The following is a 22,261-nucleotide window of genomic DNA, read 5'->3' as shown; positions in this document are numbered from 1 at the left end:
AATCAGTTCCCTTCGAGGAACGACTTCAGCTTGTCGGAACGGCTCGGGTGACGCAGCTTGCGCAGCGCCTTGGCCTCGATCTGACGGATCCGCTCGCGCGTGACGTCGAACTGCTTGCCGACTTCCTCGAGCGTGTGATCGGTGCTCATCTCGATACCGAAGCGCATCCGCAGCACCTTCGCCTCGCGCGGCGTCAGCGAATCGAGCACGTCCTTCACGACGTCGCGCATGCTCGCATGCAGCGCGGCATCCGCCGGCGCGACCGTGTTGGTGTCCTCGATGAAGTCGCCGAGATGGGAATCGTCGTCGTCGCCGATCGGCGTTTCCATCGAGATCGGCTCCTTCGCGATCTTCATGATCTTGCGGATCTTGTCTTCCGGCATCTCCATCTTCTCGGCGAGCGTGGCCGGATCCGGCTCGAGACCGGTTTCCTGCAGGATCTGCCGCGAGATGCGGTTCATCTTGTTGATCGTTTCGATCATGTGAACCGGAATACGGATCGTGCGCGCCTGGTCGGCGATCGAGCGCGTGATGGCCTGACGGATCCACCACGTCGCATAGGTCGAGAACTTGTAGCCGCGACGGTATTCGAACTTGTCCACCGCCTTCATCAGGCCGATGTTGCCTTCCTGGATCAGGTCGAGGAACTGCAGGCCGCGGTTCGTGTACTTCTTCGCGATCGAGATCACGAGACGCAGGTTCGCCTCGGTCATTTCACGCTTCGCCTGACGTGCCTTCAGTTCGCCGGCCGCCATCTGGCGGTTGGTTTCCTTCAGGTCCTTCAGCGGCAGCACGACGCGCGCCTGCAGGTCGAGCAGGCGCTGCTGCTGTTCGCGGATCGCCGGAACGTTACGCGACAGCACCGCACTGTACGAATGGCCTTCGGCCGTGATCTTCTCGGCCCAGTCGAGATCGGTCTCGCTGCCCGGGAAGCGCGCGATGAATTCCGAGCGCGGCATGCCGCACTTGTCGACGACGATGTGCAGGATCTGACGCTCGACCTGACGCACTTCGTCCACCTGCGCACGCAGCGTGTCGCACAGGCGTTCAACGGTACGCGCGGTGAAGCGGATCGTCATCAGCTCGCTCTGGATCGTTTCCTGCGCCTTCAGGTAGGCCTTCGACTTGTAGCCTTCCTTTTCGAACGCGCGGCGCATCTTGTCGAACCACTCGCTGATCTGCGAGAACTTCTCGAGCGACGCACGCTTGAGGGCTTCGAGTTGGGCGGCGTTGGCCGATGCCTGCGCGGCACCGTCGTCTTCCTCCTCTTCCTCTTCTTCCTCTTCCTCTTCGGCTTCCTCGTCCTCGTTCTCGATGGCTTCCGCTTCCTTCGCGGAGAAACCGTCCGTATCGGCGGAGTCCGAAGCATTCGGATCGAGCAGGCCGTCGACGAGCTCGTCGACGCGGATCTCTTCGTTCGCGACGCGTTCGGCCATCGCGAGGATGTCGGCAATCGTCGTCGGGCACGCGGAGATGGCCATCACCATGTGGCGCAGGCCGTCCTCGATCCGCTTCGCGATCTCGATTTCGCCTTCGCGCGTGAGCAGCTCGACCGTGCCCATCTCGCGCATGTACATCCGGACCGGATCGGTCGTGCGGCCGAATTCCGAATCGACGGTGGACAGCGCGACTTCCGCTTCCTCCTCGACTTCATCGTCCGACGACGCGGCGGGCGCGTTGTCGTTCAGGAGCAGCGTTTCCGCGTCCGGCGCCTGCTCGTAAACCGCCACGCCCATGTCGTTGAACGTGCCGATGATGCCCTCGAGGGCTTCCGTCTCGGTGAAGTTGTCCGGCAGGTGGTCGTTGATTTCGGCGTACGTGAGGAAGCCGCGCTCCTTGCCGAGCTTGATCAGCGCGCGCAGCTTCACGCGGCGCTCTTCGAGCTCCTCGGCCGTGCCCGGCGTGCTCGTCGCGAACGCTTCCTTCAGCAGCGCCTTTTCCTTGGCGCGACGATCGCGCACCTTGGACTTGCCCGGTGCAGCCGCGGCTGCGGGCTGCTCGTCGCTCTGATTTGCGTCGTCTTCGACGGATACTTCGTTCAGCTTTTTGGTCATGGAGTTCGCCGTACCGGCTATATCGACTCGCGGCTGCTGGACGACAGCCGGTTGAACCGTGGGTGCATGAGTAGTACGTACTGCCGTTTCGTCCGCGTCGGCAGTCGTGTCCCTTGCGCTTTTCGCACTTGCCCGCTTCGCTGCCGGCTTGGCCGGCCCGGAGTCGGGTCTGGCGGCAGCCCGTGTTCTGGCTGCCGGCGCCGGCGCAGCCTGAGCAGTGCCGGCCGCGGTTTTCTTTCCTGCAGGGGCTGACGTGGCTGAAGACGTTGTCCTGGTGGAAGAAGCAGACTTGGCCGCTGTGACCTTCTTGGTCGGCTCCGTCGAGCCCTTGCCTGCTGCTTTCTTTCCGCCTGTCGTCTTTGCCATCGCGATTCTCGCCTCTGCTTGGAAAACAAACCGCTGGAAACCTTATATTATAGCACGCTGGGGAGCCCTCTCTAAGCGCCCCGGCCGCCTACAGCCCGAGCCGACGCTTCATGTCGGTTCGCTGCTGGTTCAAGTCCGTCAATTCGGCCAATTCCTCGGGGGTGAAGGTAGATTGCCGCGCCAGCCTGTCCAGCCGGTCGCAGCAGGCGTCATAGCGCATCTTGAGCACCGCTGCCTGCAGCTCCTCCCCCGCAATCCGCTCCTGCTCACGCTGCCGCTCGGGCACCGTCTCGTCTTCCGGATTCTGTAACAGCAAATCGCGGACGTTTTCATCATAGTCCAGAATTTCGCGGAAGATTTCCTCGTAAGTCGCCCCATTCGAGGACGTCCTCAGGACATCCGACAGCAGCCGGAACTCCGCGCCGTCGCCCAGCGCACGCGCATGATCGACGACTTCCGCGAACAGCTCGCCGATGCGCGGCAGCGTGCGCAGGGTCGCAATCTGTTCGTCGTCGAGCTGCGATGCGACGCGCGGATGCATCACCAGCGTACGCAACGCGCGCTTTTCGCTGTCCGTCACGCGGCGCCGCTCGCTGCGCGCGGGCGCCTGCCGCGGCGGCGTCGCGATGCGCGTATCGACGTCGGACAGCGCAGCGACCTCTTCGAACGGGATATCGAGACGATCGGCGAACATGTGCATGATCTGCGCGCGCAACGCGTTCGCGGGCAGCGCCTGCAACAGCGGCTTCGCATCGAACAGCGCCTTCGCGCGGCCTTCCGGCTGATCGAGCGCCTTGCCGGCAATTGCTTCGTTCAACAGAAATTGCGACAGCGGCATCGCGCGTTCGACCTGCTCGGAGAACGCATCCGCGCCGAACTCGCGCACGTAGCTGTCCGGATCGTGCTCGGTCGGCAGAAAAAGGAACCGGATCGTGCGGTTGTCGCCCGCATGCGGCAGGCAGGCCTCGAGCGCGCGCCGGGCCGCGCGCCGCCCGGCCGAATCGCCGTCGAAACTGAAAATGACCGTGTCGGTCTGGCGCAGCAGCTTTTGCACGTGAATCGGCGTGCACGCGGTGCCGAGCGTCGCGACCGCGTTCGGAAAGCCGAGCTGCGCGAGCGCGACGACGTCCATGTAGCCTTCGACGACCAGCACGTACTTGCGCTCGCGAATCGCGAGGCGCGCCTCGAACAGCCCGTACAGCTCGCTGCCCTTGTTGAACAGCGGCGTTTCCGGCGAGTTCAGATACTTCGGCTCGCCGCTGCCGAGCACGCGGCCGCCGAAACCGATCACCTGCCCCTTCACGTTGCGGATCGGGAACATGATCCGCTCGCGGAACCGGTCGTAGCGGCGCGCGACGCCCTGCGCGTCGGTTTTCTCGCTGACGATCACGAGCCCCGCCTCGACGAGCGATTCGTCGCGATAGTCGGGGAACGCGGCTTCGAGGTTCTGCCAGCCGTCCGGCGCATAGCCGAGACCGAAGCGCGCGGCGACTTCGCCGGTCAGGCCCCGGTTCTTCAGGTACTGGATCGCGACGGTCGCGCCGCGCAACTGCTTGCGGTAGTAGTCGCACGCGGCCGTCATCGCATCGGACAGCGCGGTCGCCACCGATTTCGACACGGGCGCCGGATAGTCGCCGCCACCGCCTCCGCCGCCACCGCGCATCGACGGCTCGTGCGGCACGGTCAGCCCGACGGATTGCGCGAGTTCCTGCACGGCTTCCGGGAACGTGAGCCCCGCGTGTTCCATCAGGAAGCCGATCGCCGTGCCGTGCGCACCGCAACCGAAGCAGTGATAGAACTGCTTGGTCGGGCTGACGGTAAACGACGGACTCTTCTCGTTATGGAACGGGCACAGCCCCATGAAGTTGGCGCCGCCCTTCTTGAGCTGCACATACCGGCCCACCACGTCGACGATATCGACGCGGTTCAGCAAATCCTGCAGGAACGAATGCGGAATCACCGTGGGATCGAGCGAAAAAAGACAATACGACGCCCGGCGCACGCATCGCTGGGCGCGCCGGGAACGGGTTTTACTTCGTGAGCGCGGCCTTGACCTGCGCGGAAACGGCCGTCATGTCGGCACGGCCGGCGAGCTTGCCCTTCAGCACGCCCATCACCTTGCCCATGTCCTGCGGGCCGGCTGCGCCGGTTTGCGCGACCGCCGCCTGGACCTCGGCCGCCACTTCGGCGTCCGACAGCTGCGCGGGCATGTAGCCGCCCAGCACGGCCAGCTCGGCCTGCTCCTTCGCGACCAGATCGTCGCGGCCGGCCGCCTGGAACTGGCTGATCGAATCCTTGCGCTGCTTGATCATCTTGTCGATCACGGCCGTGATGCCCGCGTCGTCGAGCGTGACCCGGTCGTCGACTTCGCGCTGCTTGATCGCGGCCATCAGCAGGCGAATCGTTGCCAGGCGCTCGCTTTCCTTCGCGCGCATCGCGGCCTTCATGTCTTCGCTGATCTGCTCTTTCAAACTCATCTTTCACCCGGGATGGAAACGTGAATCCGACGCCCGCAAACGGGCGTCAACACAAAAACCCGCTTGGGACAGTGTCTCAAGCGGGTTGCTCGAATCCGGCATCGGCGACTCGCCGCCTGATCGGCTGCGCGACCGCACCCGATCGCACGGAGTCGCCGGTGCGCCGCTCAGCGAACCGCGCGGCGCCCAATCGTTCAGTACAGTTTCTTCGGCAGCGTCTGGCTGCGAATACGCTTGTAATGACGCTTCACCGCAGCGGCCTTCTTACGTTTGCGTTCTGCGGTCGGCTTCTCGTAAAACTCACGTGCACGAAGCTCGGTCAACAGACCGTTCTTCTCGATCGTGCGCTTGAAGCGACGCATTGCAACTTCGAACGGCTCGTTCTCTTTAACGCGAATGATCGTCATGATCCGACACGAATAAAGGTTTGCAGGGAAAGACTACTGAGTATAGCAGAGCGATGGGTCAAAGGCACGGACCCCATCCCCGCCGGAACGGCGGTGGCCGGCGCGTCAGCCGCCTCGCGCGTACTTGGCCGCGGCCTGCCCGGCCGCTGTGCCGGACGCCCACGCCCACTGGAAGTTGTAGCCGCCCAGCCAGCCCGTCACGTCCACCGCCTCGCCGACGAAGAACAGCCCGGGCACGCGCGCGCTCATCATCGTCGCCGACGACAGCTCCCGCGTATCGACCCCGCCCTTCGTCACTTCGGCCTTCTTGTAGCCTTCGGTGCCGTTCGGCGTCAGCGTCCAGCCGGACAGCGCGTCGCCGATCTGGCGCAGCGTCTTGTCGGGCAGATCCGCGAGCCGCGCGTCGGCCGCGACGCGATGCGTATCGAGCCACGCATGCGCGAGGCGCGACGGCACCCACTCCGCGAGCAGCGAACCGATCTGGCGCTTCGACGTGCGTTTCGCGTCGAGCAGGTCGGCCACCGTGTCGCGCTGCGGCAGCAGGTCGATGCGGATCGGATCGCCGGGCTGCCAGTAGCTCGAGATCTGCAGGATGCCCGGCCCGGACAGCCCGCGATGGGTCAGCAGCAGGTCCTCGACGAATTCGCCACCGCGTTTTTTGTCGCCGGTCGATACGCGCACTTCGAGCGACACGCCGGACAGCGGCGCGAACGGCGCCCAGTCCTGCGGCGCGAACGTCAGCGGCACGAGCGCGGGCCGCGTATCGACGAGCTTGTGGCCGAACTGCTTCGCGAGCCGGTAGCCGAAGTCGGTCGCGCCGATCTTCGGGATCGACAGGCCGCCGGTCGCGACGATCAGCGCGCGCGCGCCGATCGGGCCGGCCTGCTGCGTGTCGAGCGTGAAGCCGCCGGCCGGCGCATGGCGCACCGCGTCGACGACGACGGGCCGGCGCCACGCGATGCCGCCCGCGTCGCACTCGTGCTTCAGCACGTCGATGATCGCGTCGCTGCCGTGATCGCAAAAGAGCTGGCCCTTGTGCTTTTCGTGCCAGCTCACGTGATGGCGCTTGAGCAGGCCGAGGAAGTCGCGCGGCGTATAGCGCGCGAGCGCCGAACGCGCGAAATGCGGATTCGACGACAGGTAGTTGTCGGGCCCGGCGTACAGGTTCGTGAAGTTGCAGCGGCCGCCGCCCGAGATGCGGATTTTCTCGGCGAGCCGCGGCGCGTGATCGATCAGCACGACGCGGCGGCCGAGCTGCCCGGCAACCGCGGCGCTCATCATGCCGGCGGCGCCCGCGCCGATCACGGCGATGTCATAAGTTTCCATGGCGCGGATTGTACCTGTCCACCCTCGGGCTCGGGCCGCCCGCGGCGGCCGCGAGCCCCGGCCTGCTATAATTTCGGGTTACGTCGACCTACCCGCGGCACGCCCGAACCGGCGCGCCCTGCCCTCACCCATGCTCGTTCTCGGCATCGAAAGCTCCTGCGACGAAACCGGCCTCGCGCTCTACGACACGCAGCGCGGCCTGCTCGCACATGCGCTCCATTCGCAGATCGCGATGCACCGCGACTACGGCGGCGTCGTGCCCGAACTCGCGTCGCGCGACCATATCCGCCGCGCGCTGCCGCTGCTCGAGGAAGTGATGGCGCAAAGCGGCGCGCGCCGCGACGACATCGACGCGATCGCGTTCACGCAGGGGCCGGGCCTCGCCGGTGCGCTGCTGGTCGGCGCGAGCATCGCGAATGCGCTCGCGCTCGCGTGGAACAAGCCGACCGTCGGCATCCATCACCTCGAAGGCCACCTGCTGTCGCCGTTGCTGGTCGACGAGCCGCCGCCGTTTCCGTTCGTCGCGCTGCTGGTTTCCGGCGGCCACACGCAACTGATGCGCGTGACCGACGTCGGCGTGTACGAGACGCTCGGCGAGACGCTCGACGACGCGGCCGGCGAAGCGTTCGACAAGACGGCGAAACTGATCGGTCTCGGCTATCCGGGCGGCCCCGAAGTATCGAAGCTCGCCGAAACCGGCACGCCGGGCGCGGTCGTGCTGCCGCGCCCGATGCTGCATTCGGGCGATCTCGACTTCAGCTTCAGTGGCCTGAAGACGGCCGTGCTCACACAGATGAAGAAATTCGAAGCGGCGAAGCTCGAGGGCGAAGCACTCGAACGCGCGAAGGCCGACCTCGCGCGCGGCTTCGTCGATGCGGCCGTCGACGTACTCGTCGCGAAGTCGCTCGCCGCGCTGAAGCAAACGAAGCTCAAGCGCCTCGTGGTCGCGGGCGGTGTCGGCGCGAACCGCCAGTTGCGCGCCGCCCTGTCGGCGGCCGCGGCCAAGCGCGGCTTCGACGTGCACTATCCCGATCTCGCGCTGTGCACCGACAACGGCGCGATGATCGCGCTCGCAGGTGCGCTGCGGCTCGGCCGCTGGCCCGAACAGGCGAATGCCGACTACGCGTTCACGGTGAAACCGCGCTGGGATCTCGCGTCGCTCGCGAGCTGAATCGCACCGCGCAACGCCCCAGGCAGGAAAACAAAAGGCCGCTCGGTTCCGAGCGGCCTTCGTCATTGGCGCGACAAAACGCCGCGGCGTTATGCCGCCAGCCGCTTGTCGCGCTCGATCAGCGCATACGCGCTGTGATTGTGGATCGACTCGAAATTCTCGGCTTCGAGCACGTACGCGATTACCCGCTCGTCCGCATCGAGACGTTGCGCGACGTCACGCACGAGATCCTCGACGAACTTCGGGTTCTCATATGCACGCTCGGTGACGAACTTCTCGTCCGGACGCTTCAGCAGCCCCCACAGTTCGCACGACGCTTCCTCTTCCGCGATGCGAATCAGCGCCTCGACCGGCAGATCGGCGGCCAGCTCCGCATCGATCGTCACGTGCGAGCGCTGGTTGTGCGCGCCGTACTGCGAGATCTTCTTCGAACACGGGCACAGGCTCGTCACCGGCACGAGCACCTTCAGGAACACGCGCGTGTCGCCGTCGCGGCTTTCGCCCGCGAGCATCACTTCATAGTCGAGCAGGCTCTGCACGCCGGACACCGGCGCCGTCTTGTTCACGAAATACGGGAACGTGACTTCGATGCGGCCGGCCTCGGCTTCCAGCTTTTCGAGCATCGACGCGAGCATCGCACGGAAGCGCTCGACCGTCAGCGGCGCACGATTCTCTTCGAGCAGTGCGACGAAGCGCGACATGTGCGTGCCTTTCTGATCGGCCGGCAGACGGACGTCGAGGTTCCAGACACCGACCGTCGGTTGCACGTCGCCGCTTTCGGTACACACCGTCAACGGATGCCGAACCGCCTTCACGCCCACGCGCTGAATCGGGATCTGACGGGTATCCACCGTGCTCTGCACGTCGGGCATCACGAAGGCGGGATTCATCTGGTTCATTTGTTCAATCCTTGTAAGCCGCGCGTCCGACGACGCGCACGCCGCATCATGCGGCGGCCGGAAAAGCAACATGGGCCCGCAGGCCCATGTTTTCCGCATCAATGAAGAGCGGTTGCGCCAGTCGCACCGACGCCGCCCACGGGCGGCGTCGACTTATGCGACGCGCTTCGCCTGGCCGGCGACATCGGCCGCCGGATTCAGAAAGCGTTCGCGAATCGATTTCGCGATGCCCGCGCCGTCGAGGCCGCATTGCGACAGCAGCTTCGCGGGGTCGCCGTGATCGATGAACAGGTCAGGGAGGCCCAATTGTAGTACGGGTCGGATAACCCCACTCTCCATCAGGGCTTCGACGCAGGCCGAGCCCGCGCCGCCCATCACGCAACCTTCCTCGACCGTGACGACGTAGTCGTGCGTTTCGGCAAGCTCACGCACGAGCGCCGCATCGATCGGCTTCACGAAGCGCATGTTCGCGACCGTTGCATCGAGCTCCTCCGCGGCGGCGAGCGACGGCGCCACCATCGTGCCGAACGCGAGGATCGCGACGCGCTTGCCTTCCGGCTGCGACGTGCGGCGACGCACTTCACCCTTGCCGAGCGGGATCTCGGTGAATTCCTTCACCGTCGCCACGCCCGTGCCCGCGCCGCGCGGATAGCGCACCGCGGTCGGGTTCGGTTGCTGCAGCGCCGTGTGCAGCATCTGGCGGCATTCGTTCTCGTCGGACGCGGCCATGATCGTCATGTTCGGGATGCAGCGCATGAACGCGAGATCGTACGCGCCCGCATGTGTCGCGCCGTCCGCGCCGACGAGGCCCGCGCGGTCGATCGCGAACACGACCGGCAGGTTCTGCAGCGCGACGTCGTGAATCAGCTGGTCGTACGCACGCTGCAGGAACGTCGAGTAGATCGCGACGACGGGCTTCAGCCCTTCGGTCGCGAGACCGCCCGCGAACGTCACCGCGTGCTGCTCGGCGATGCCGACGTCGTAGTAGCGATCCTTGAAGCGCTTCTCGAATTCGACCATGCCCGAGCCTTCGCGCATCGCGGGCGTGATGCCGACCACGCGCGTATCGCGCTCGGCTTCGTCGCACAGCCACTCGCCGAACACCTGCGTGTATGTCTTCTTCGCCGGGGTGGCCGACGGCTTGATGCCTTCGGCCGGATTGAACTTGCCAGGGCCGTGATAGAGCACGGGATCGGCTTCGGCGAGCTTGTAGCCCTGACCTTTCTTCGTCACCACGTGCAGGAACTGCGGGCCGCGCAGCTCGCGGATGTTCTGCAGCGTCGGGATCAGCGAATCGAGATCGTGACCGTCGATCGGGCCGATGTAGTTGAAGCCGAACTCCTCGAACAGCGTGGCCGGCACGACCATGCCCTTCGCGTGCTCCTCGAGCTTGCGCGCGAGTTCGAGCACCGGCGGCGCCACGCTCAGCACGCGCTCGACGCCCGCGCGCGCGGCCGCATAGAAGCGGCCCGACATCAGGCGGGCGAGATGGCGATTCAGCGCGCCGACCGGCGGCGAGATCGACATGTCGTTGTCGTTCAGGATCACGAGCACCTTCGCGTCTTCCGACACGCCCGCGTTGTTCATCGCCTCGAACGCCATGCCGGCCGTCATCGCGCCGTCGCCGATCACGGCGATCGAGAAGCGGTCGTCGCCGTTCAGCTGGCTGCCGATCGCCATGCCGAGCGCGGCCGAGATCGACGTGCTCGAGTGCGCGGTGCCGAACGTGTCGTATTCGGATTCGCTGCGGCGCGGAAAGCCCGAGATGCCGTCCTGCTGACGCAGCGAATGCATCTGGTCGCGGCGGCCCGTCAGGATCTTGTGCGGGTAGGTCTGGTGGCCCACGTCCCAGACGATGCGATCGTTCGGCGTGTTGAACACGTAGTGCAACGCGATCGTCAGCTCGACCGTCCCGAGGTTGGACGACAAATGGCCGCCCGTCTTCGACACGCTGTCGAGCACGAACGCGCGCAGTTCATCCGCGAGCGGTTGCAGTTGGCGACGATCGAGGCGGCGCAAATCCGCCGGGTCGTCGATGGTTTTCAGCAAGTCGTACATCGTCGTTCCATTGTAGGAAATCAAACGCGCCCGCATTCTTTTGCACGCACCGTAGCGTGTGCGCGGCGGCGGGCTTTCGCGTCAGCTGACCCGGTTCACTACCAGGTCGGCAAGTTCGGCGAGACGCTGTGCGCGTGCGCCGAACGGTTTCAGCGCGTCGTGCGCTTCGGCGCGCAGTTGCGCCGCCAGTTCGCGCGACGCCTCGAGACCGAGGATCGATACATAGGTCGGCTTGTCGTTCGCCGCATCCTTGCCGGCCGTCTTGCCGAGCGTCGCCGAATCGGTCGTGACGTCGAGAATGTCGTCGACGACCTGGAAGGCCAGACCCACGGCGCCCGCGTAAACATCCAGCGCGGCCATCGTTTCCGCCGACGGCGTCTCGCCGGCCAGCGCGCCCATCCGCACGGCCGCGCGCAGCAAGGCGCCCGTCTTCATCCGGTGCATCGTCTCGAGCTGTTCGCGCGTCAGCTTCAGGCCGACGCTCGCCAGGTCGATCGCCTGCCCGCCGGCCATGCCGATCGAGCCGCTCGCGAGCGCCAGCTCGCGCACGAGCGCCGCCTGCTGCACCGGCGACAGCGCATCGGCGTCGGTCAACGCGACGAACGCCTGCGACTGCAGCGCGTCGCCGACCAGCAGCGCCGTCGGCTCGTCGTACTGCACGTGCACGGTCGGCTTGCCGCGACGCAGCGCGTCGTCGTCCATGCACGGCATGTCGTCGTGCACGAGCGAGTAGACGTGGACCATCTCCAGCGCCGCCGCCGCCGCGTTGCGCGCCGCTTCCGTCGCGCCGGTCAGTTCGCCTGCCGCATGGCACAGCAGCGGGCGAACGCGTTTGCCGCCACCGAGAACCGCATAGCGCATCGCCTCGTGAAGTTTCGCGGGCGTCGCGGTTTCAGCCGGCAGATAGTGGCCGAGTGCGTCCTCGACACGGTCGAGCACGGACCGCATCCATTGTTCGAATGTCATAGATCGTCGTCTTCGCCGTCCGTGGCGGCCGTTCCGGACGAAAGCGGCTTCAGCGTCGCGCCGTCGAGCACGCGAACCTGCTGCTCCACTTTCTCGAGCTGCTGTTGGCAAAACGCAACGAGGGTCGCACCGCGGCGATACGCCGCCAGCGAATCCTCGAGGCTCAACGCGCCGCCTTCCATCCGGGCAACCAGCGTCTCGAGTTCCGCGAGCGCCATCTCATAATTGTCCGGCAACGGTTCGGTGCCATTGCCGGGCGGCGTGGCGCCTGGGGATGCGGTTTTCGCCATGGACGAGGTGTCAAATTTCAAAACAAGTCGGACATTCTACGGCAAAAGAGAATTTTCCGACCTGCCGTCGTGGGCGCCCGCGCACAATTCCGGCCCCATCTACGACGCACAGTGTGCGCCTTTCGACGGTCGCCCGACAAAAAATTGACACAAATCAGGCACTTAATCCTAGCCTTGCGGGGCGAACCGGGTATAATTCTCCGTTTCCCTAAATCGATTTTTCGATGGTTGGGTTGTTCACTGCTTTCACGCTAACACCGGGAGTGGGAATGTCCAATCTCAGCGATGCGCTTCAGTTGAAGTCGGCCCACAGCCAGCTTCCAGTCACTGCATATTTCGATGAGGCGCTACTCGAGCGCGAGATCGAAACCCTCTTCAAGAAAGGTCCTCGCTACGTCGGGCACGAGTTGATGGTGCCCGAGGCGGGAGACTATTTTGCGCTGCCCTCCGAGAAGGAAGGCCGCGTGCTGGTCCGTAACCAGACGAACCAGATCGAACTGTTGTCGAACGTGTGCCGCCACCGGCAGGCGATCATGCTCAACGGGCGCGGCCATGCGCAGAACATCGTGTGCCCGCTGCACCGCTGGACGTACGATCTCGAAGGCCAGTTGCTCGGCGCGCCGCACTTCCCCGACAAGCCGTGCCTGAACCTCGGCAAGAGCCCGCTGCAGAACTGGCAGGGGCTGCTGTTCGAGGCCGAGGGCCGCGACGTCGCGCGCGATCTCGCGAACCTCGGCACGAAGCATCATTTCGACTTCTCCGAGTACCAGTTCGATCACGTCGAAGTGCACGAGTGCGACTACAACTGGAAGACGTTCATCGAGGTCTACCTCGAGGATTACCACGTCGTCCCGTTCCACCCGGGCCTCGGCAGCTTCGTGTCATGCGACGATCTCAAATGGGAGTTCGGCGACTGGTACAGCGTGCAGACGGTCGGCGTGCACAACGCCCTCGCGAAACCGGGCAGCACGACTTACCAGAAATGGCACGAGCAGGTGCTGAAGTTCCGCAACGGCGTGCCGCCGGAGTTCGGCGCGATCTGGATGGTCTACTACCCGGGCCTGATGATCGAGTGGTATCCGCACGTGCTGGTGGTGTCGTGGCTGATTCCGCGCGGGCCGCAGAAGACGACCAACATCGTCGAGTTCTATTACCCCGAGGAAATCGCGCTGTTCGAACGCGAATTCGTCGAAGCCGAGCGTGCCGCCTATATGGAAACGGCCGTCGAGGACGACGAGATCGCGATGCGGATGGACGCGGGCCGCCGCGCGCTGATGGCCCGCGGCGAGTCGCAGGTCGGCCCGTACCAGAGCCCGATGGAAGACGGCATGCAGCACTTCCACGAGTTCCTGCGCCGCCACCTCGGCGACCTCTGACAGCGGCTGCGGCGCATTGACGCCGCGCGGCATCCGGCAGACGAAAAGACGGGCTTCGGCCCTAATGCCGTTCAGTTAAGGTTCTTTTTAAGGACACGGACGGCATAGCGTTTTGGCACAGCCTTCACGGCCCGCTCGAATTTTCGAGCGGGCCGTTCTTCTTTGAGTAGCGCGACCAGACGTAGTCGCAGTCGTTGCAGCAGGGCTGGGAGTTTGCCCTGCGCACGGGTAACCGCGGCCCAGTGCAATTCGTACTGGATGACGTGGAAGGCGCGCACGAAGCTAATCTCAGTCGGCTCGCACTTCACCGCAAGCGCGGCCTTGGCAATCTCCAATCGCACGAGGTTGTAGGCAATCAGCGCGCCCCAGATTTCCTGATACACCCCCTCAACGCTGCGGCTGCGCAGGATCGGCGCCATGCCCATCATCGTCTGCTTGAGTTCTCGATAGCTGGTTTCAATTTGCCAGCGGCGCGCATAGCAGGCCACGATATCGGCGCTCGTGTAGCGTTTTCGGTCGAACAGTGACGTCAGCAGTACGCGCTTGCGGGCACTTGAGTCGACCAGGGTGACGGCTCGCGCCTGCCACACCTCTGGCAGGTCCGGGCATTTCTTGCGTGCCTGGGGCGACACGCGCATGCTTACCACCGCATCATCAGGCGTTCCCTCGATGACTTCCCATTTGGTGTTGGCCTTGGCCGGGATGAGGAAGTGACGGTTCGAACCCGCGCGGCTCAAGCCACACAGGATTTCTGCAGATAGAAACCCCTTGTCGAATACCGTCAGCGAATCATCGGGGATGGCGTCGAGCAGATCCTTGGCATATAGCATCTCGTTCGTGCCATACGGACCGAACGCCGCGCTGCGGATCAGGTGCGTGGGCACGGCAGTCAGCGTCACGCCACGGACCTGCGGATAACTGGCGATGGTGTTGCCGGCATAAACCTGGGCGCCGAAATGAGCCCGATGTTCGGGGGTGTCCGCCGTCCTGAGCGTCGTGCCATCCATCGCAAACAGGCTCAACCCCTTGAACAGGTATTGTTTGCGGTCCTGCTCGGCCCACGCCTTGGCCGACAATTCGAACAGCGCCTTCAGTGGTTGCGCGCCCAGGCGCTGCCGGGCCTGAGCGACAGCGCTCTTGCTGACGAACGGCGCCTGCATATCCGGTAGCGCAAGATCGAGATCGTCGACAACCTCGCTGATCGATTGATGCCGATACAATGCCAGCGCAATAACCAGCCAAACAACCTGTTCAGCGGGCAAGCGGCGTTGCCGGATGCTCGCCCGTCCCGTGTAAGCCACCACCTGCTCAATCCACTCGTAGGGCAAGTGCTCACCCAGACGAGCCCAGTCGGGCGTCTCCTGTTCTTCAGCGAGAAAATTCAGGGTGTCATCAAGCATGGCGACGCAGGTTAACAGCCTCCATCACCGTTTACAACACCCAAAACAAAAATGCCGTTCAGTTCTTAACTGAACGGCATTAGGCTTCGGCCCGTCTTTTTTTGTTTAGACTTGGAGTGTCAGGCCATTTGCACTCCAGGGAGTCGTCATGCCACACACTCATTACACCACGCTCATCTCCGCCGCCAATCTCGCCGAGCGCCTGGCCGCGGCGCCCGGCAGCGTCGCGCTGTTCGACTGCCGCTTCGATCTCGTCGACCCCGGCGTCGGCGAAGCCGCCTACGCGGCCGGCCACCTCCCCGGCGCGCAATATCTTCATCTCGACCGCGACCTGTCGGGCCGCAAGACGGGCACCAACGGCCGCCATCCGCTGCCGACCCGAGACGCACTCGCGACGCTGCTCGCCAGCCGTGGCCTCAAGCAGGGTCAGCAGGTCGTCGCGTACGACGCGCAAGGCGGCGCCTATGCGGCGCGCCTGTGGTGGCTGCTGCGCTGGCTCGGCCACGATTCGGTTGCCGTGCTCGATGGCGGCCTGCAAGCCTGGGAAGCGGCCGGCCAGCCGCTGACGACCGACGTGCCGCAACCGGCCGCCGGCGACTTCCGCTCGGCCACGCCGCTCGAATCGACGGTCGATGCGGCGGCCGTGCTCGCGAACGTGTCGTCGCCCGCGCGCGTCGTGATCGATGCCCGCGCGCCGGATCGCTATCGCGGCGAAAACGAAACGATCGACGGGGTGGGCGGCCACATTCCGGGGGCGCGCAACCGCTTCTTCAAGGACAACCTGACTGCCGACGGCCGCTTCAAGACCGGCCATGAACTGCGCGAGGCATTCACGACCGTGCTGGCCGGCACCGAGCCGAACCGCGTGATCCTGCAATGCGGCTCGGGCGTCACCGCATGCCACAACGCGCTGGCGCTGGAAGTGGCCGGCCTGCACGGCGCGTCGCTGTACCCGGGCTCGTGGAGCGAATGGAGCGCCGATCCGTCGCGACCGATCGCGACCGGCCCGAATCCTTGAGCACCCGCGCGGCGCGACGACGATGATGCGGCGGCTGGTGCCGAGGCGGCAGTTGCCACCGCTCGTCGTTTACATCACGCCGTACTTGTGGAACCACTCGATCGCGCGCTTCCAGCCGTCCTCGGCATCGCCCTTCACGTAACTCGGCCGGTAGTCGGCGAAGAACGCGTGACCGGCATCCGGATACACGACGATCTCCGATTCGCGCGCGCGCTTCGAATCGCTCGCCTGGATCGCCTTGCGCATGTCCGCGAGCGACGCCTGCGTGATGTTCTGATCCTTCTCGCCATACAGCCCGAGCACCGGCACCTTCAGCAACGACGCATGGTCGACCGGATTGAACGGCGTCATCTCGTCGGTCTTGCCTTCGACGAACCCGTACCACGCCACGGCGGCCAGCACGTGCGGATTGTGTTCCGCATACAGCCACGCCTGGCGGCCGCCCCAGCAGAACCCCGTCACGCCGAGACGCGACAGGTCGCCGCCGTTCTTGCCGGCCCATGCGACGGTCGCGTCGAGATCCTCCGTCACCTGCCGGTCCGGCACCTTGCTGATGATGTGGTCGTACAGATCCTTCATCGTCGGATACTTCGCCGCATTGCCCTGCCGGACGAACAGGTCGGGCGCGATCGCGAGATAACCGAGCTTCGCGAAGCGTCGGCATACATCGGCGATATGCGCGTGCACGCCGAAGATCTCGTGGATCACGATGACGACCGGCAGGTTCGTCTTGTCGACCGGCTGGGCGCGATACGCCGGAATACTCGCATCGCCCGAGCGGATCTCGATGGTGTCGACGTCCAGCCCGGCGCTGTCGGTCGTGACCGTCTGCGCCGACACGGGCAGCACGGCCGCCGCGAAGGTGCCGCCGAGCGCAGCCTGCATGAATTTGCGGCGCGAGAACGGGACGTGGGGGACCAGGCTGTCGACTTCGGGTTTCAACATGAATGCACTCCTCGATTGGGGCGCCGCCGTCACGATCGCGGATACGACATGACGGGGCATCGCACCGCCGCGCGGCGCGGAGGTCGCGGCGGTTGGCACCCCGCCGCAAACGAAAACCCGGACAAGATGCCCAATAATCCGTTGTCGCGTCAACTGTCGGATGTGTAAGACTCGATTACGACGCGTGGCGGCGCCTGCCGAATCGGTCATCGCACGGCGGCCCGTATCGCGCATCGACGCGCGACAGAATCCGTGTGAGCCGAAAAGAAAAACGGGCGGCGAACACGCACGATAGGCGCATTCCCCGCCCGCGCCACGCGCAACGACGCGATCAGTGCAGCTTGACGCGCGGCAGCGTCGTGCGCCGCAGCCAGTGCGCGACCGTGTCGAGCATCATGCGCGGGTAACCGTGCAGCGCCGCGATGTGCAGCCGGTACAGCGACATGTACATGAAACGCGCGAACAGCCCTTCGATCAACATGTTGCCGCCGATCAGCCCGCCCATCAGGTTGCCGACCGCGCTGAAGTGACCGAGCGACACGAGCGAGCCGAAATCGCGATACGTGAACTCGGGCTGCGGGCGCCCTTCGAGCCGGCAGCCGATCGCCTTGAGCAGGAAACTCGCCTGCTGGTGCGCCGCCTGCGCGCGCGGCGGCACATTGCGTTCGTTGCCCGGCCATGCGCAGGCCGCACAATCGCCGAGTGCGAATACGTTGTCGTCGGTGAAGGTCTGCAGCGTGCGGCGCACGTCGAGCTGACCGAGCTTGTTGACCTGAAGGCCGTCGAGGTGCGAGAGCACGGACGGCGCCTTGATGCCGGCCGCCCAGACCGTCAGATCCGCGCGCACCGCCTTGCCGCTCGCGGTATGCACGAACCCGGGCGCCACCTCGGTCACGCGCTCGCCGAGCATCAGCCGCACGCCGAGCTTTTCGAGCAGTTCGGCCGTCGCCGCCGACACGCGCTCCTGCAGTGCCGGCAGGATCCGCGGCCCCGATTCGATCAGCACGATGCCGACGTCATGGCGCGGATCGAGCTTGTGCAGCCCGTACACGGACAGCACCTGCGCGGTATTGCGCAGTTCCGCGGACAACTCGACGCCCGTCGCGCCGCCGCCGACGATCACGACCTGGATGCGCGGCTCGGTCGACTCGCCCGGCGCGGTGGGCGCCGGCGCCTGGTGCTCGGCACGCATGCATGCCGCGATCAGCCGCTTGCGGAAGCGTTCGGCCTCGCCGACCGTATCGAGTGCGATCGCGTTTTCCGGCGCGCCCTGCACGCCGAAGAAGTGGGTCGTGCTGCCGATCGCGATCACCAGCGTGTCGTATTCCAGCTCGCGCGCCGGCAACAGTTCCTCGCCGTCGCTGTCGTTGATGGGCGACAGCGTGATGCGCTTCGCCGCGCGGTCGAGCGCGGTCAGCTCGCCCTGCTGAAACTCGAAGCCGTGCCAGCGCGCCTGCGCCGCATACTCGAGCTCCTGCGTGAACGGATCCATGCTGCCGGCCGCGACCTCGTGCAGCAGCGGTTTCCAGATGTGCGTCGGATTGCGGTCGACGAGCGTGACAAGCGCACGCGCGGGACGATTGCCGCGTGCGCCGTAACGGTCGCCGAGCCGCGTCGCCAGTTCCAGGCCGCCCGCGCCTCCGCCTACGATGATGATCCGATGCATCTGATTCCCCCTTTGCGATTCGAAACTGCTGCCGCCGGATAAAGCAAACGCGATGCATTCGCACAGCCCGGCGGATTAACCGGTTCGGACATCATCGATGTGCAGTTCGAAGCACTTCGATGCGGCCGATCCGGCACGCGGGGCGCGCCGCCCCGCGTCAATGGCATGACTGACATGCATTGTCCGGGAGCTTGCGCGTTGACCACAAGCAAACCATCTCGATATTCGGCATCCCTGCAACAATATGCCGCGGGCAGCAAGGAATCGTACGGGGTGCGTCAGTGTGCCTCTTCCCAGTTCGCGCCGGCGCCCACTTCGGCGACCAGCGGCACCTTCAGCTTCGCGACGCCGCACATCATTTCCGGCAGTTTCTCGCGCACGAGCGACAGCTCGCTTTCGGGCACTTCGAGCACCAGTTCATCGTGCACCTGCATGATCATGCGCGACGCAAGCCGGTCGCGCGTGAGCCAGTCGTCCACGGCGATCATCGACAGTTTGATCAGGTCGGCCGCCGTGCCCTGCATCGGTGCATTGATCGCCGCGCGCTCGGCCGCCTGGCGACGCGGGCCGTTGCCGCCGTTGATCTCGGGCAGCCACAGGCGGCGACCGAAAACGGTTTCGACGTAGCCCTTCTCCTTGGCCGCCGCGCGCGTGTCTTCCATGTACTGCGCGACGCCCGGATAGCGCGCGAAATAACGGTCGATATAGAGCTTCGCCGCGTCGCGCGTGATACCGAGATTCGATGCGAGCCCGAACGCGCTCATCCCGTAGATGAGCCCGAAGTTGATCACCTTCGCGATCCGGCGCTGGTCGGAATTGACCTCCAGCGGCGTCACGCCGAACACCTCGGCGGCCGTCGCGCGGTGGATGTCCTCGCCCTGCGAGAACGCGCGCAGCAGCGACGCGTCGCCCGAGATGTGCGCCATGATCCGCAGTTCGATCTGCGAATAGTCGGCCGACACGATCTGGTGGCCCGGCGAGGCGATGAACGCCTCGCGGATGCGCCGGCCTTCGGCCGTGCGCACCGGAATGTTCTGAAGATTGGGATCGTTCGACGCAAGGCGGCCCGTCACCGCGACCGCCTGCGCATAGTTCGTATGCACGCGGCCGGTGGTGGGGTTCACCATGCGCGGCAACTTGTCGGTATAGGTCGACTTCAGCTTCGACAGCCCGCGGTGCTCGAGCAGCAGCTTCGGCAGCGGGTAGTCCTCGGCCAGCTTCTGCAGCACTTCCTCGTCCGTCGACGGCGCGCCGCTCGGCGTCTTTTTCACGACCGGCAACTGCAGCTTCTCGAAGAAGATCTGCCCGATCTGCTTCGGCGAGCCGAGATTGAATTCGCCGCCCGCCAGTTCGTACGCCTGGCCCTCGAGCTCGATCAGGCGCGTCGCGATTTCGGTGCTCTGCGCGTGCAGGCGCGCATCGTCGATCAGCACACCGGTGCGCTCCATCTTGCGCAGCACGAGCGCCACCGGCATCTCGATCTCGCGGTACACGCGCTCGAGGCCCGGCTCGCGCGCGACTTGCGGATACAGCGCGTGATGGAGCTGCAGCGTGATGTCCGCGTCTTCGGCCGCGTATTCCGCGGCCTGCGCGAGCGCCACTTCGTCGAAACCGATCTGCTTCGCGCCCTTGCCGGCCACGTCCTCGTACTTGATCGTCTTGACGCCCAGATGACGCAGCGCGAGGCTGTCCATGTCGTGCGTGCGGTGCGATTCGAGCACGTACGATTCGAGCAGCGTGTCGTGCTCGATGCCGTTCAGCGCGATGTCGTAGTTCGCGAGCACCTGTGCGTCGTACTTCAGGTGCTGGCCGACCTTCTTGCGATCGGGCGACTCGAGCCACGGCTTCAGGCGCGCGAGCACTTCGTCGAGCGGAAGCTGCTCGGGCATGTCGGGGCCGCAGTGCGCGACCGGCAGGTAGGCCGCCTTGCCCGGCTCGATCGAGAACGACAGGCCGACGAGCCGTGCGAGCATCGGATCGAGTGCGGTCGTCTCGGTGTCGAATGCGGTCAACGCGGCCGCATCGATCTTCGCGAACCACGCGTCGAACTGTTCCCAGGTCTGGATCGTGTCGTATTCGCGCGCGACGTCGGCTGCGATCACCGGGGCCGGCTCGCCTTCCGGCGCATCGGCGCCGCCGCCTTCGGCCGGTGCGCTCTCGACTTCGCGCAGCCAGGTCTTGAAGCCGTAGCGCGCAAAGATGTCGCGCAGCAGGTCGCGCGCCTCGCCGTCGCTCTTCAGCGACGCTTCGATCGAGTCGAGATGCGGTGCGAGATCGCAGGCCGTGTCGACCGTCACGAGCCGGCGGCCCAGCGGCAGGAAATCGAGCGCGCGGCGCAGGTTGTCGCCGACCACGCCCTTGATCTCGGCCGCGTGTTCGATCACGCCGTCGAGGCTGTCGTATTGCGACAGCCATTTCACGGCCGTCTTCGGCCCGCATTTCTCGACGCCCGGCACGTTGTCGACGGTGTCGCCGATCAGCGCGAGGTAGTCGATGATGCGCTCGGGCGGCACGCCGAATTTCGCGAGCACGCCGTCGCGGTCGAGCGTCTCGTTGGTCATCGTGTTGACGAGCGTGACACGGCCGGTCACGAGCTGCGCGAGATCCTTGTCGCCGGTCGACACGATCACGTTCATCCCGTGCCGTTCGGCTTCGCGCGCGAGCGTGCCGATCACGTCGTCGGCCTCGACGCCTTCGACCATCAGCAGCGGCCAGCCGAGCGCGCGCACCGCGCCGTGGATCGGCTCGACCTGCAACGCGAGATCGGGCGGCATCGACGGACGGTTTGCCTTATAGTCGGCATAAAGGTCGTCGCGGAACGTCTTGCCCTTTGCATCGAACACGCAAGCGCTATACTCTGCACTGACTTCCTTGCGCATACGGCGCAGCATGTTGATGATTCCGTAGAGCGCTCCGGTCGGCTCCCCGCCAGGGCCACGCAAATCAGGCATCGCATGGTAAGCCCGATACAGATAGCTCGAACCGTCAACCAATAGCAGGGTCTTACCTTCCAGATTTCGTTCTTCAGGCATTATGAACAAGAGAAAAGTGATTCCGAGTCTGCGTTCGCTCGCAGATCAAGAGCGCGCGACGGCCAAGAAGGCGCGCGCATCGTGGCAGATGTTCACGATTATGGCAGAGTTTATCGAGGCGACCGAGTACCTGTCGGAGATCCGCCCGGCTGTCAGCATCTACGGTTCTGCCCGCCTCAAACCCGACACGCCGCACTACAAGCTCGCCGTGCAGATCGCCCGCAAGCTGTCGGACGCCGGCTTCGCGGTGATCTCCGGCGGCGGCCCCGGCATCATGGAAGCCGCAAACAAGGGGGCGCACGCCGGCAAGGCGCCGTCGGTCGGCCTGAACATCGAGCTGCCGCACGAGCAGGCCGGCAACCACTATCAGGACATCTCGCTGCGCTTCCGCCACTTCTTCACGCGCAAGGTCACGTTCGTGAAGAACTCGGACGCGGTGATCGTGATGCCGGGCGGCTTCGGCACGCTCGACGAACTGTCCGAAGTGCTCACGCTGATCCAGACGAAGAAATCGCGCCTCGTGCCGATCATCCTCGTCGGTAGCGAATTCTGGCAGGGGCTGCTGCAATGGTTCCGCGATCAACTGATTCCGATGGGCCTGATCAATCCGGAAGACATGGATCTGATGCAGGTGATCGACGATCCCGACCAGGTGCTCGACGCGGTGCTCGCGTTCTACGAGGACAGCGGCGAGGAGGAAGGTTCGGACGACGATGATCATCCGCCGCGCCCGGAAGAAGACCGGATGTTCTATCTGTAACCGGTCAGTGACGACAGCCGGCCCGACGGCCGGTTGTCGTGCCTGGCACG

The 22,261-nt window shown here is 65.3% G+C and carries 17 protein-coding genes; 4 read left to right on the top strand and 13 right to left on the bottom strand.

Features of this window, described 5'->3' with window-relative positions; all coding sequences use genetic code 11:
* Positions 1-2: 2 nt before the first annotated feature.
* The 5 genes from rpoD to CFB89_RS19855 form a co-directional block, all read right to left on the bottom strand.
* The gene (rpoD, locus tag CFB89_RS19875; RefSeq protein WP_089469326.1) at positions 3-2,420 is read right to left on the bottom strand and encodes an RNA polymerase sigma factor RpoD; all 2,418 of its coding nucleotides are present in this window, start codon (positions 2,418-2,420) and stop codon (positions 3-5) included.
* A gap of 88 nt (positions 2,421-2,508) precedes the next feature.
* Positions 2,509-4,380: a DNA primase gene (dnaG, locus tag CFB89_RS19870; RefSeq protein WP_089469325.1), complete on the bottom strand. Its 1,872-nt coding sequence runs from the start codon at positions 4,378-4,380 to the stop codon at positions 2,509-2,511.
* Positions 4,381-4,450: 70 nt separating this feature from the next.
* Complete coding sequence (locus CFB89_RS19865) at positions 4,451-4,897, bottom strand: GatB/YqeY domain-containing protein (RefSeq protein WP_050011331.1); 447 nt, start codon at positions 4,895-4,897, stop codon at positions 4,451-4,453.
* Between the two features lie 194 nt (positions 4,898-5,091).
* Positions 5,092-5,304: a 30S ribosomal protein S21 gene (gene rpsU / locus CFB89_RS19860; RefSeq protein WP_006479415.1), complete on the bottom strand. Its 213-nt coding sequence runs from the start codon at positions 5,302-5,304 to the stop codon at positions 5,092-5,094.
* Between the two features lie 105 nt (positions 5,305-5,409).
* Positions 5,410-6,639: an NAD(P)/FAD-dependent oxidoreductase gene (locus tag CFB89_RS19855; RefSeq protein WP_256979723.1), complete on the bottom strand. Its 1,230-nt coding sequence runs from the start codon at positions 6,637-6,639 to the stop codon at positions 5,410-5,412.
* A 121-nt stretch (positions 6,640-6,760) separates the two neighbouring features.
* On the opposite strand from CFB89_RS19855, the gene tsaD reads away from it, so the two are divergent.
* Entirely contained in the window at positions 6,761-7,801 is a 1,041-nt protein-coding gene (gene tsaD, locus CFB89_RS19850) for a tRNA (adenosine(37)-N6)-threonylcarbamoyltransferase complex transferase subunit TsaD (RefSeq protein ID WP_089469323.1), read from the top strand.
* An 89-nt stretch (positions 7,802-7,890) separates the two neighbouring features.
* On the opposite strand, the gene folE2 is transcribed toward tsaD, so the two are convergent.
* From folE2 to CFB89_RS19830, 4 genes are all read right to left on the bottom strand, one after another.
* Positions 7,891-8,700, bottom strand: coding sequence for a GTP cyclohydrolase FolE2 (gene folE2 / locus CFB89_RS19845; RefSeq protein ID WP_089469322.1), 810 nt, complete (start codon positions 8,698-8,700; stop codon positions 7,891-7,893).
* Between the two features lie 153 nt (positions 8,701-8,853).
* A complete protein-coding gene (dxs, locus tag CFB89_RS19840) occupies positions 8,854-10,758 on the bottom strand; it encodes a 1-deoxy-D-xylulose-5-phosphate synthase (RefSeq protein WP_089469321.1) in 1,905 nt (634 codons plus the stop codon).
* An 81-nt stretch (positions 10,759-10,839) separates the two neighbouring features.
* Positions 10,840-11,724 (bottom strand): polyprenyl synthetase family protein, encoded by an 885-nt coding sequence (locus CFB89_RS19835; RefSeq protein WP_089469320.1) that lies wholly within the window; start codon positions 11,722-11,724, stop codon positions 10,840-10,842.
* Positions 11,721-12,014: an exodeoxyribonuclease VII small subunit gene (locus tag CFB89_RS19830; RefSeq protein WP_006479428.1), complete on the bottom strand. Its 294-nt coding sequence runs from the start codon at positions 12,012-12,014 to the stop codon at positions 11,721-11,723. The genes CFB89_RS19835 and CFB89_RS19830 overlap by 4 nt, the downstream gene beginning before the upstream one ends.
* A gap of 269 nt (positions 12,015-12,283) precedes the next feature.
* Between CFB89_RS19830 and CFB89_RS19825 the strand changes: the two genes are divergently transcribed.
* A complete protein-coding gene (locus CFB89_RS19825) occupies positions 12,284-13,390 on the top strand; it encodes an aromatic ring-hydroxylating dioxygenase subunit alpha (RefSeq protein WP_089469319.1) in 1,107 nt (368 codons plus the stop codon).
* 71 nt (positions 13,391-13,461) lie between these two features.
* On the opposite strand, the gene CFB89_RS19820 is transcribed toward CFB89_RS19825, so the two are convergent.
* On the bottom strand, positions 13,462-14,790 hold the full coding sequence (locus CFB89_RS19820; protein WP_089466718.1) for an IS4 family transposase: 1,329 nt from the start codon (positions 14,788-14,790) through the stop codon (positions 13,462-13,464).
* A 148-nt stretch (positions 14,791-14,938) separates the two neighbouring features.
* Between CFB89_RS19820 and CFB89_RS19815 the strand changes: the two genes are divergently transcribed.
* Positions 14,939-15,808, top strand: a complete 870-nt coding sequence (locus CFB89_RS19815) for a sulfurtransferase (protein WP_089469318.1) — start codon at positions 14,939-14,941, stop codon at positions 15,806-15,808.
* A 69-nt stretch (positions 15,809-15,877) separates the two neighbouring features.
* Here CFB89_RS19815 and CFB89_RS19810 read toward each other — a convergent pair whose 3' ends face one another.
* From CFB89_RS19810 to polA, 3 genes are all read right to left on the bottom strand, one after another.
* A complete protein-coding gene (locus CFB89_RS19810) occupies positions 15,878-16,753 on the bottom strand; it encodes a dienelactone hydrolase family protein (RefSeq protein ID WP_089469317.1) in 876 nt (291 codons plus the stop codon).
* Positions 16,754-17,084: 331 nt separating this feature from the next.
* Positions 17,085-18,419: an NAD(P)/FAD-dependent oxidoreductase gene (locus CFB89_RS19805; RefSeq protein WP_089469316.1), complete on the bottom strand. Its 1,335-nt coding sequence runs from the start codon at positions 18,417-18,419 to the stop codon at positions 17,085-17,087.
* Between the two features lie 278 nt (positions 18,420-18,697).
* Positions 18,698-21,451 (bottom strand): DNA polymerase I, encoded by a 2,754-nt coding sequence (gene polA / locus CFB89_RS19800; RefSeq protein WP_089469315.1) that lies wholly within the window; start codon positions 21,449-21,451, stop codon positions 18,698-18,700.
* Between the two features lies 1 nt (position 21,452).
* Between polA and CFB89_RS19795 the strand changes: the two genes are divergently transcribed.
* Positions 21,453-22,211 carry a TIGR00730 family Rossman fold protein gene (locus CFB89_RS19795; RefSeq protein WP_089469314.1) on the top strand — a complete coding sequence of 253 codons (759 nt, stop codon included), beginning with the start codon at positions 21,453-21,455 and terminating at the stop codon, positions 22,209-22,211.
* Positions 22,212-22,261: the final 50 nt, after the last annotated feature.

Source organism: Burkholderia sp. AU16741, from assembly GCF_002223345.1.
GTDB lineage: Bacteria > Pseudomonadota > Gammaproteobacteria > Burkholderiales > Burkholderiaceae > Burkholderia > Burkholderia sola.
This window is presented reverse-complemented; position numbering and strand designations above follow the sequence as displayed.

What these genes read in the sequence shown, in the direction of transcription:
- CFB89_RS19810 (WP_089469317.1), bottom strand. Translation starts at nt 16,753, where the DNA reads ATGTTGAAACCCGAAGTCGACAGCCTGGTCCCCCACGTCCCGTTCTCG.
- CFB89_RS19820 (WP_089466718.1), bottom strand. Translation starts at nt 14,790, where the DNA reads ATGCTTGATGACACCCTGAATTTTCTCGCTGAAGAACAGGAGACGCCC.
- folE2 (WP_089469322.1), bottom strand. Translation starts at nt 8,700, where the DNA reads ATGAACCAGATGAATCCCGCCTTCGTGATGCCCGACGTGCAGAGCACG.
- polA (WP_089469315.1), bottom strand. Translation starts at nt 21,451, where the DNA reads ATGCCTGAAGAACGAAATCTGGAAGGTAAGACCCTGCTATTGGTTGAC.
- CFB89_RS19865 (WP_050011331.1), bottom strand. Translation starts at nt 4,897, where the DNA reads ATGAGTTTGAAAGAGCAGATCAGCGAAGACATGAAGGCCGCGATGCGC.
- CFB89_RS19835 (WP_089469320.1), bottom strand. Translation starts at nt 11,724, where the DNA reads ATGACATTCGAACAATGGATGCGGTCCGTGCTCGACCGTGTCGAGGAC.
- CFB89_RS19815 (WP_089469318.1), top strand. Translation starts at nt 14,939, where the DNA reads ATGCCACACACTCATTACACCACGCTCATCTCCGCCGCCAATCTCGCC.
- CFB89_RS19830 (WP_006479428.1), bottom strand. Translation starts at nt 12,014, where the DNA reads ATGGCGAAAACCGCATCCCCAGGCGCCACGCCGCCCGGCAATGGCACC.
- CFB89_RS19825 (WP_089469319.1), top strand. Translation starts at nt 12,284, where the DNA reads ATGTCCAATCTCAGCGATGCGCTTCAGTTGAAGTCGGCCCACAGCCAG.
- dxs (WP_089469321.1), bottom strand. Translation starts at nt 10,758, where the DNA reads ATGTACGACTTGCTGAAAACCATCGACGACCCGGCGGATTTGCGCCGC.
- rpsU (WP_006479415.1), bottom strand. Translation starts at nt 5,304, where the DNA reads ATGACGATCATTCGCGTTAAAGAGAACGAGCCGTTCGAAGTTGCAATG.
- CFB89_RS19805 (WP_089469316.1), bottom strand. Translation starts at nt 18,419, where the DNA reads ATGCATCGGATCATCATCGTAGGCGGAGGCGCGGGCGGCCTGGAACTG.
- CFB89_RS19795 (WP_089469314.1), top strand. Translation starts at nt 21,453, where the DNA reads ATGAACAAGAGAAAAGTGATTCCGAGTCTGCGTTCGCTCGCAGATCAA.
- rpoD (WP_089469326.1), bottom strand. Translation starts at nt 2,420, where the DNA reads ATGGCAAAGACGACAGGCGGAAAGAAAGCAGCAGGCAAGGGCTCGACG.
- tsaD (WP_089469323.1), top strand. Translation starts at nt 6,761, where the DNA reads ATGCTCGTTCTCGGCATCGAAAGCTCCTGCGACGAAACCGGCCTCGCG.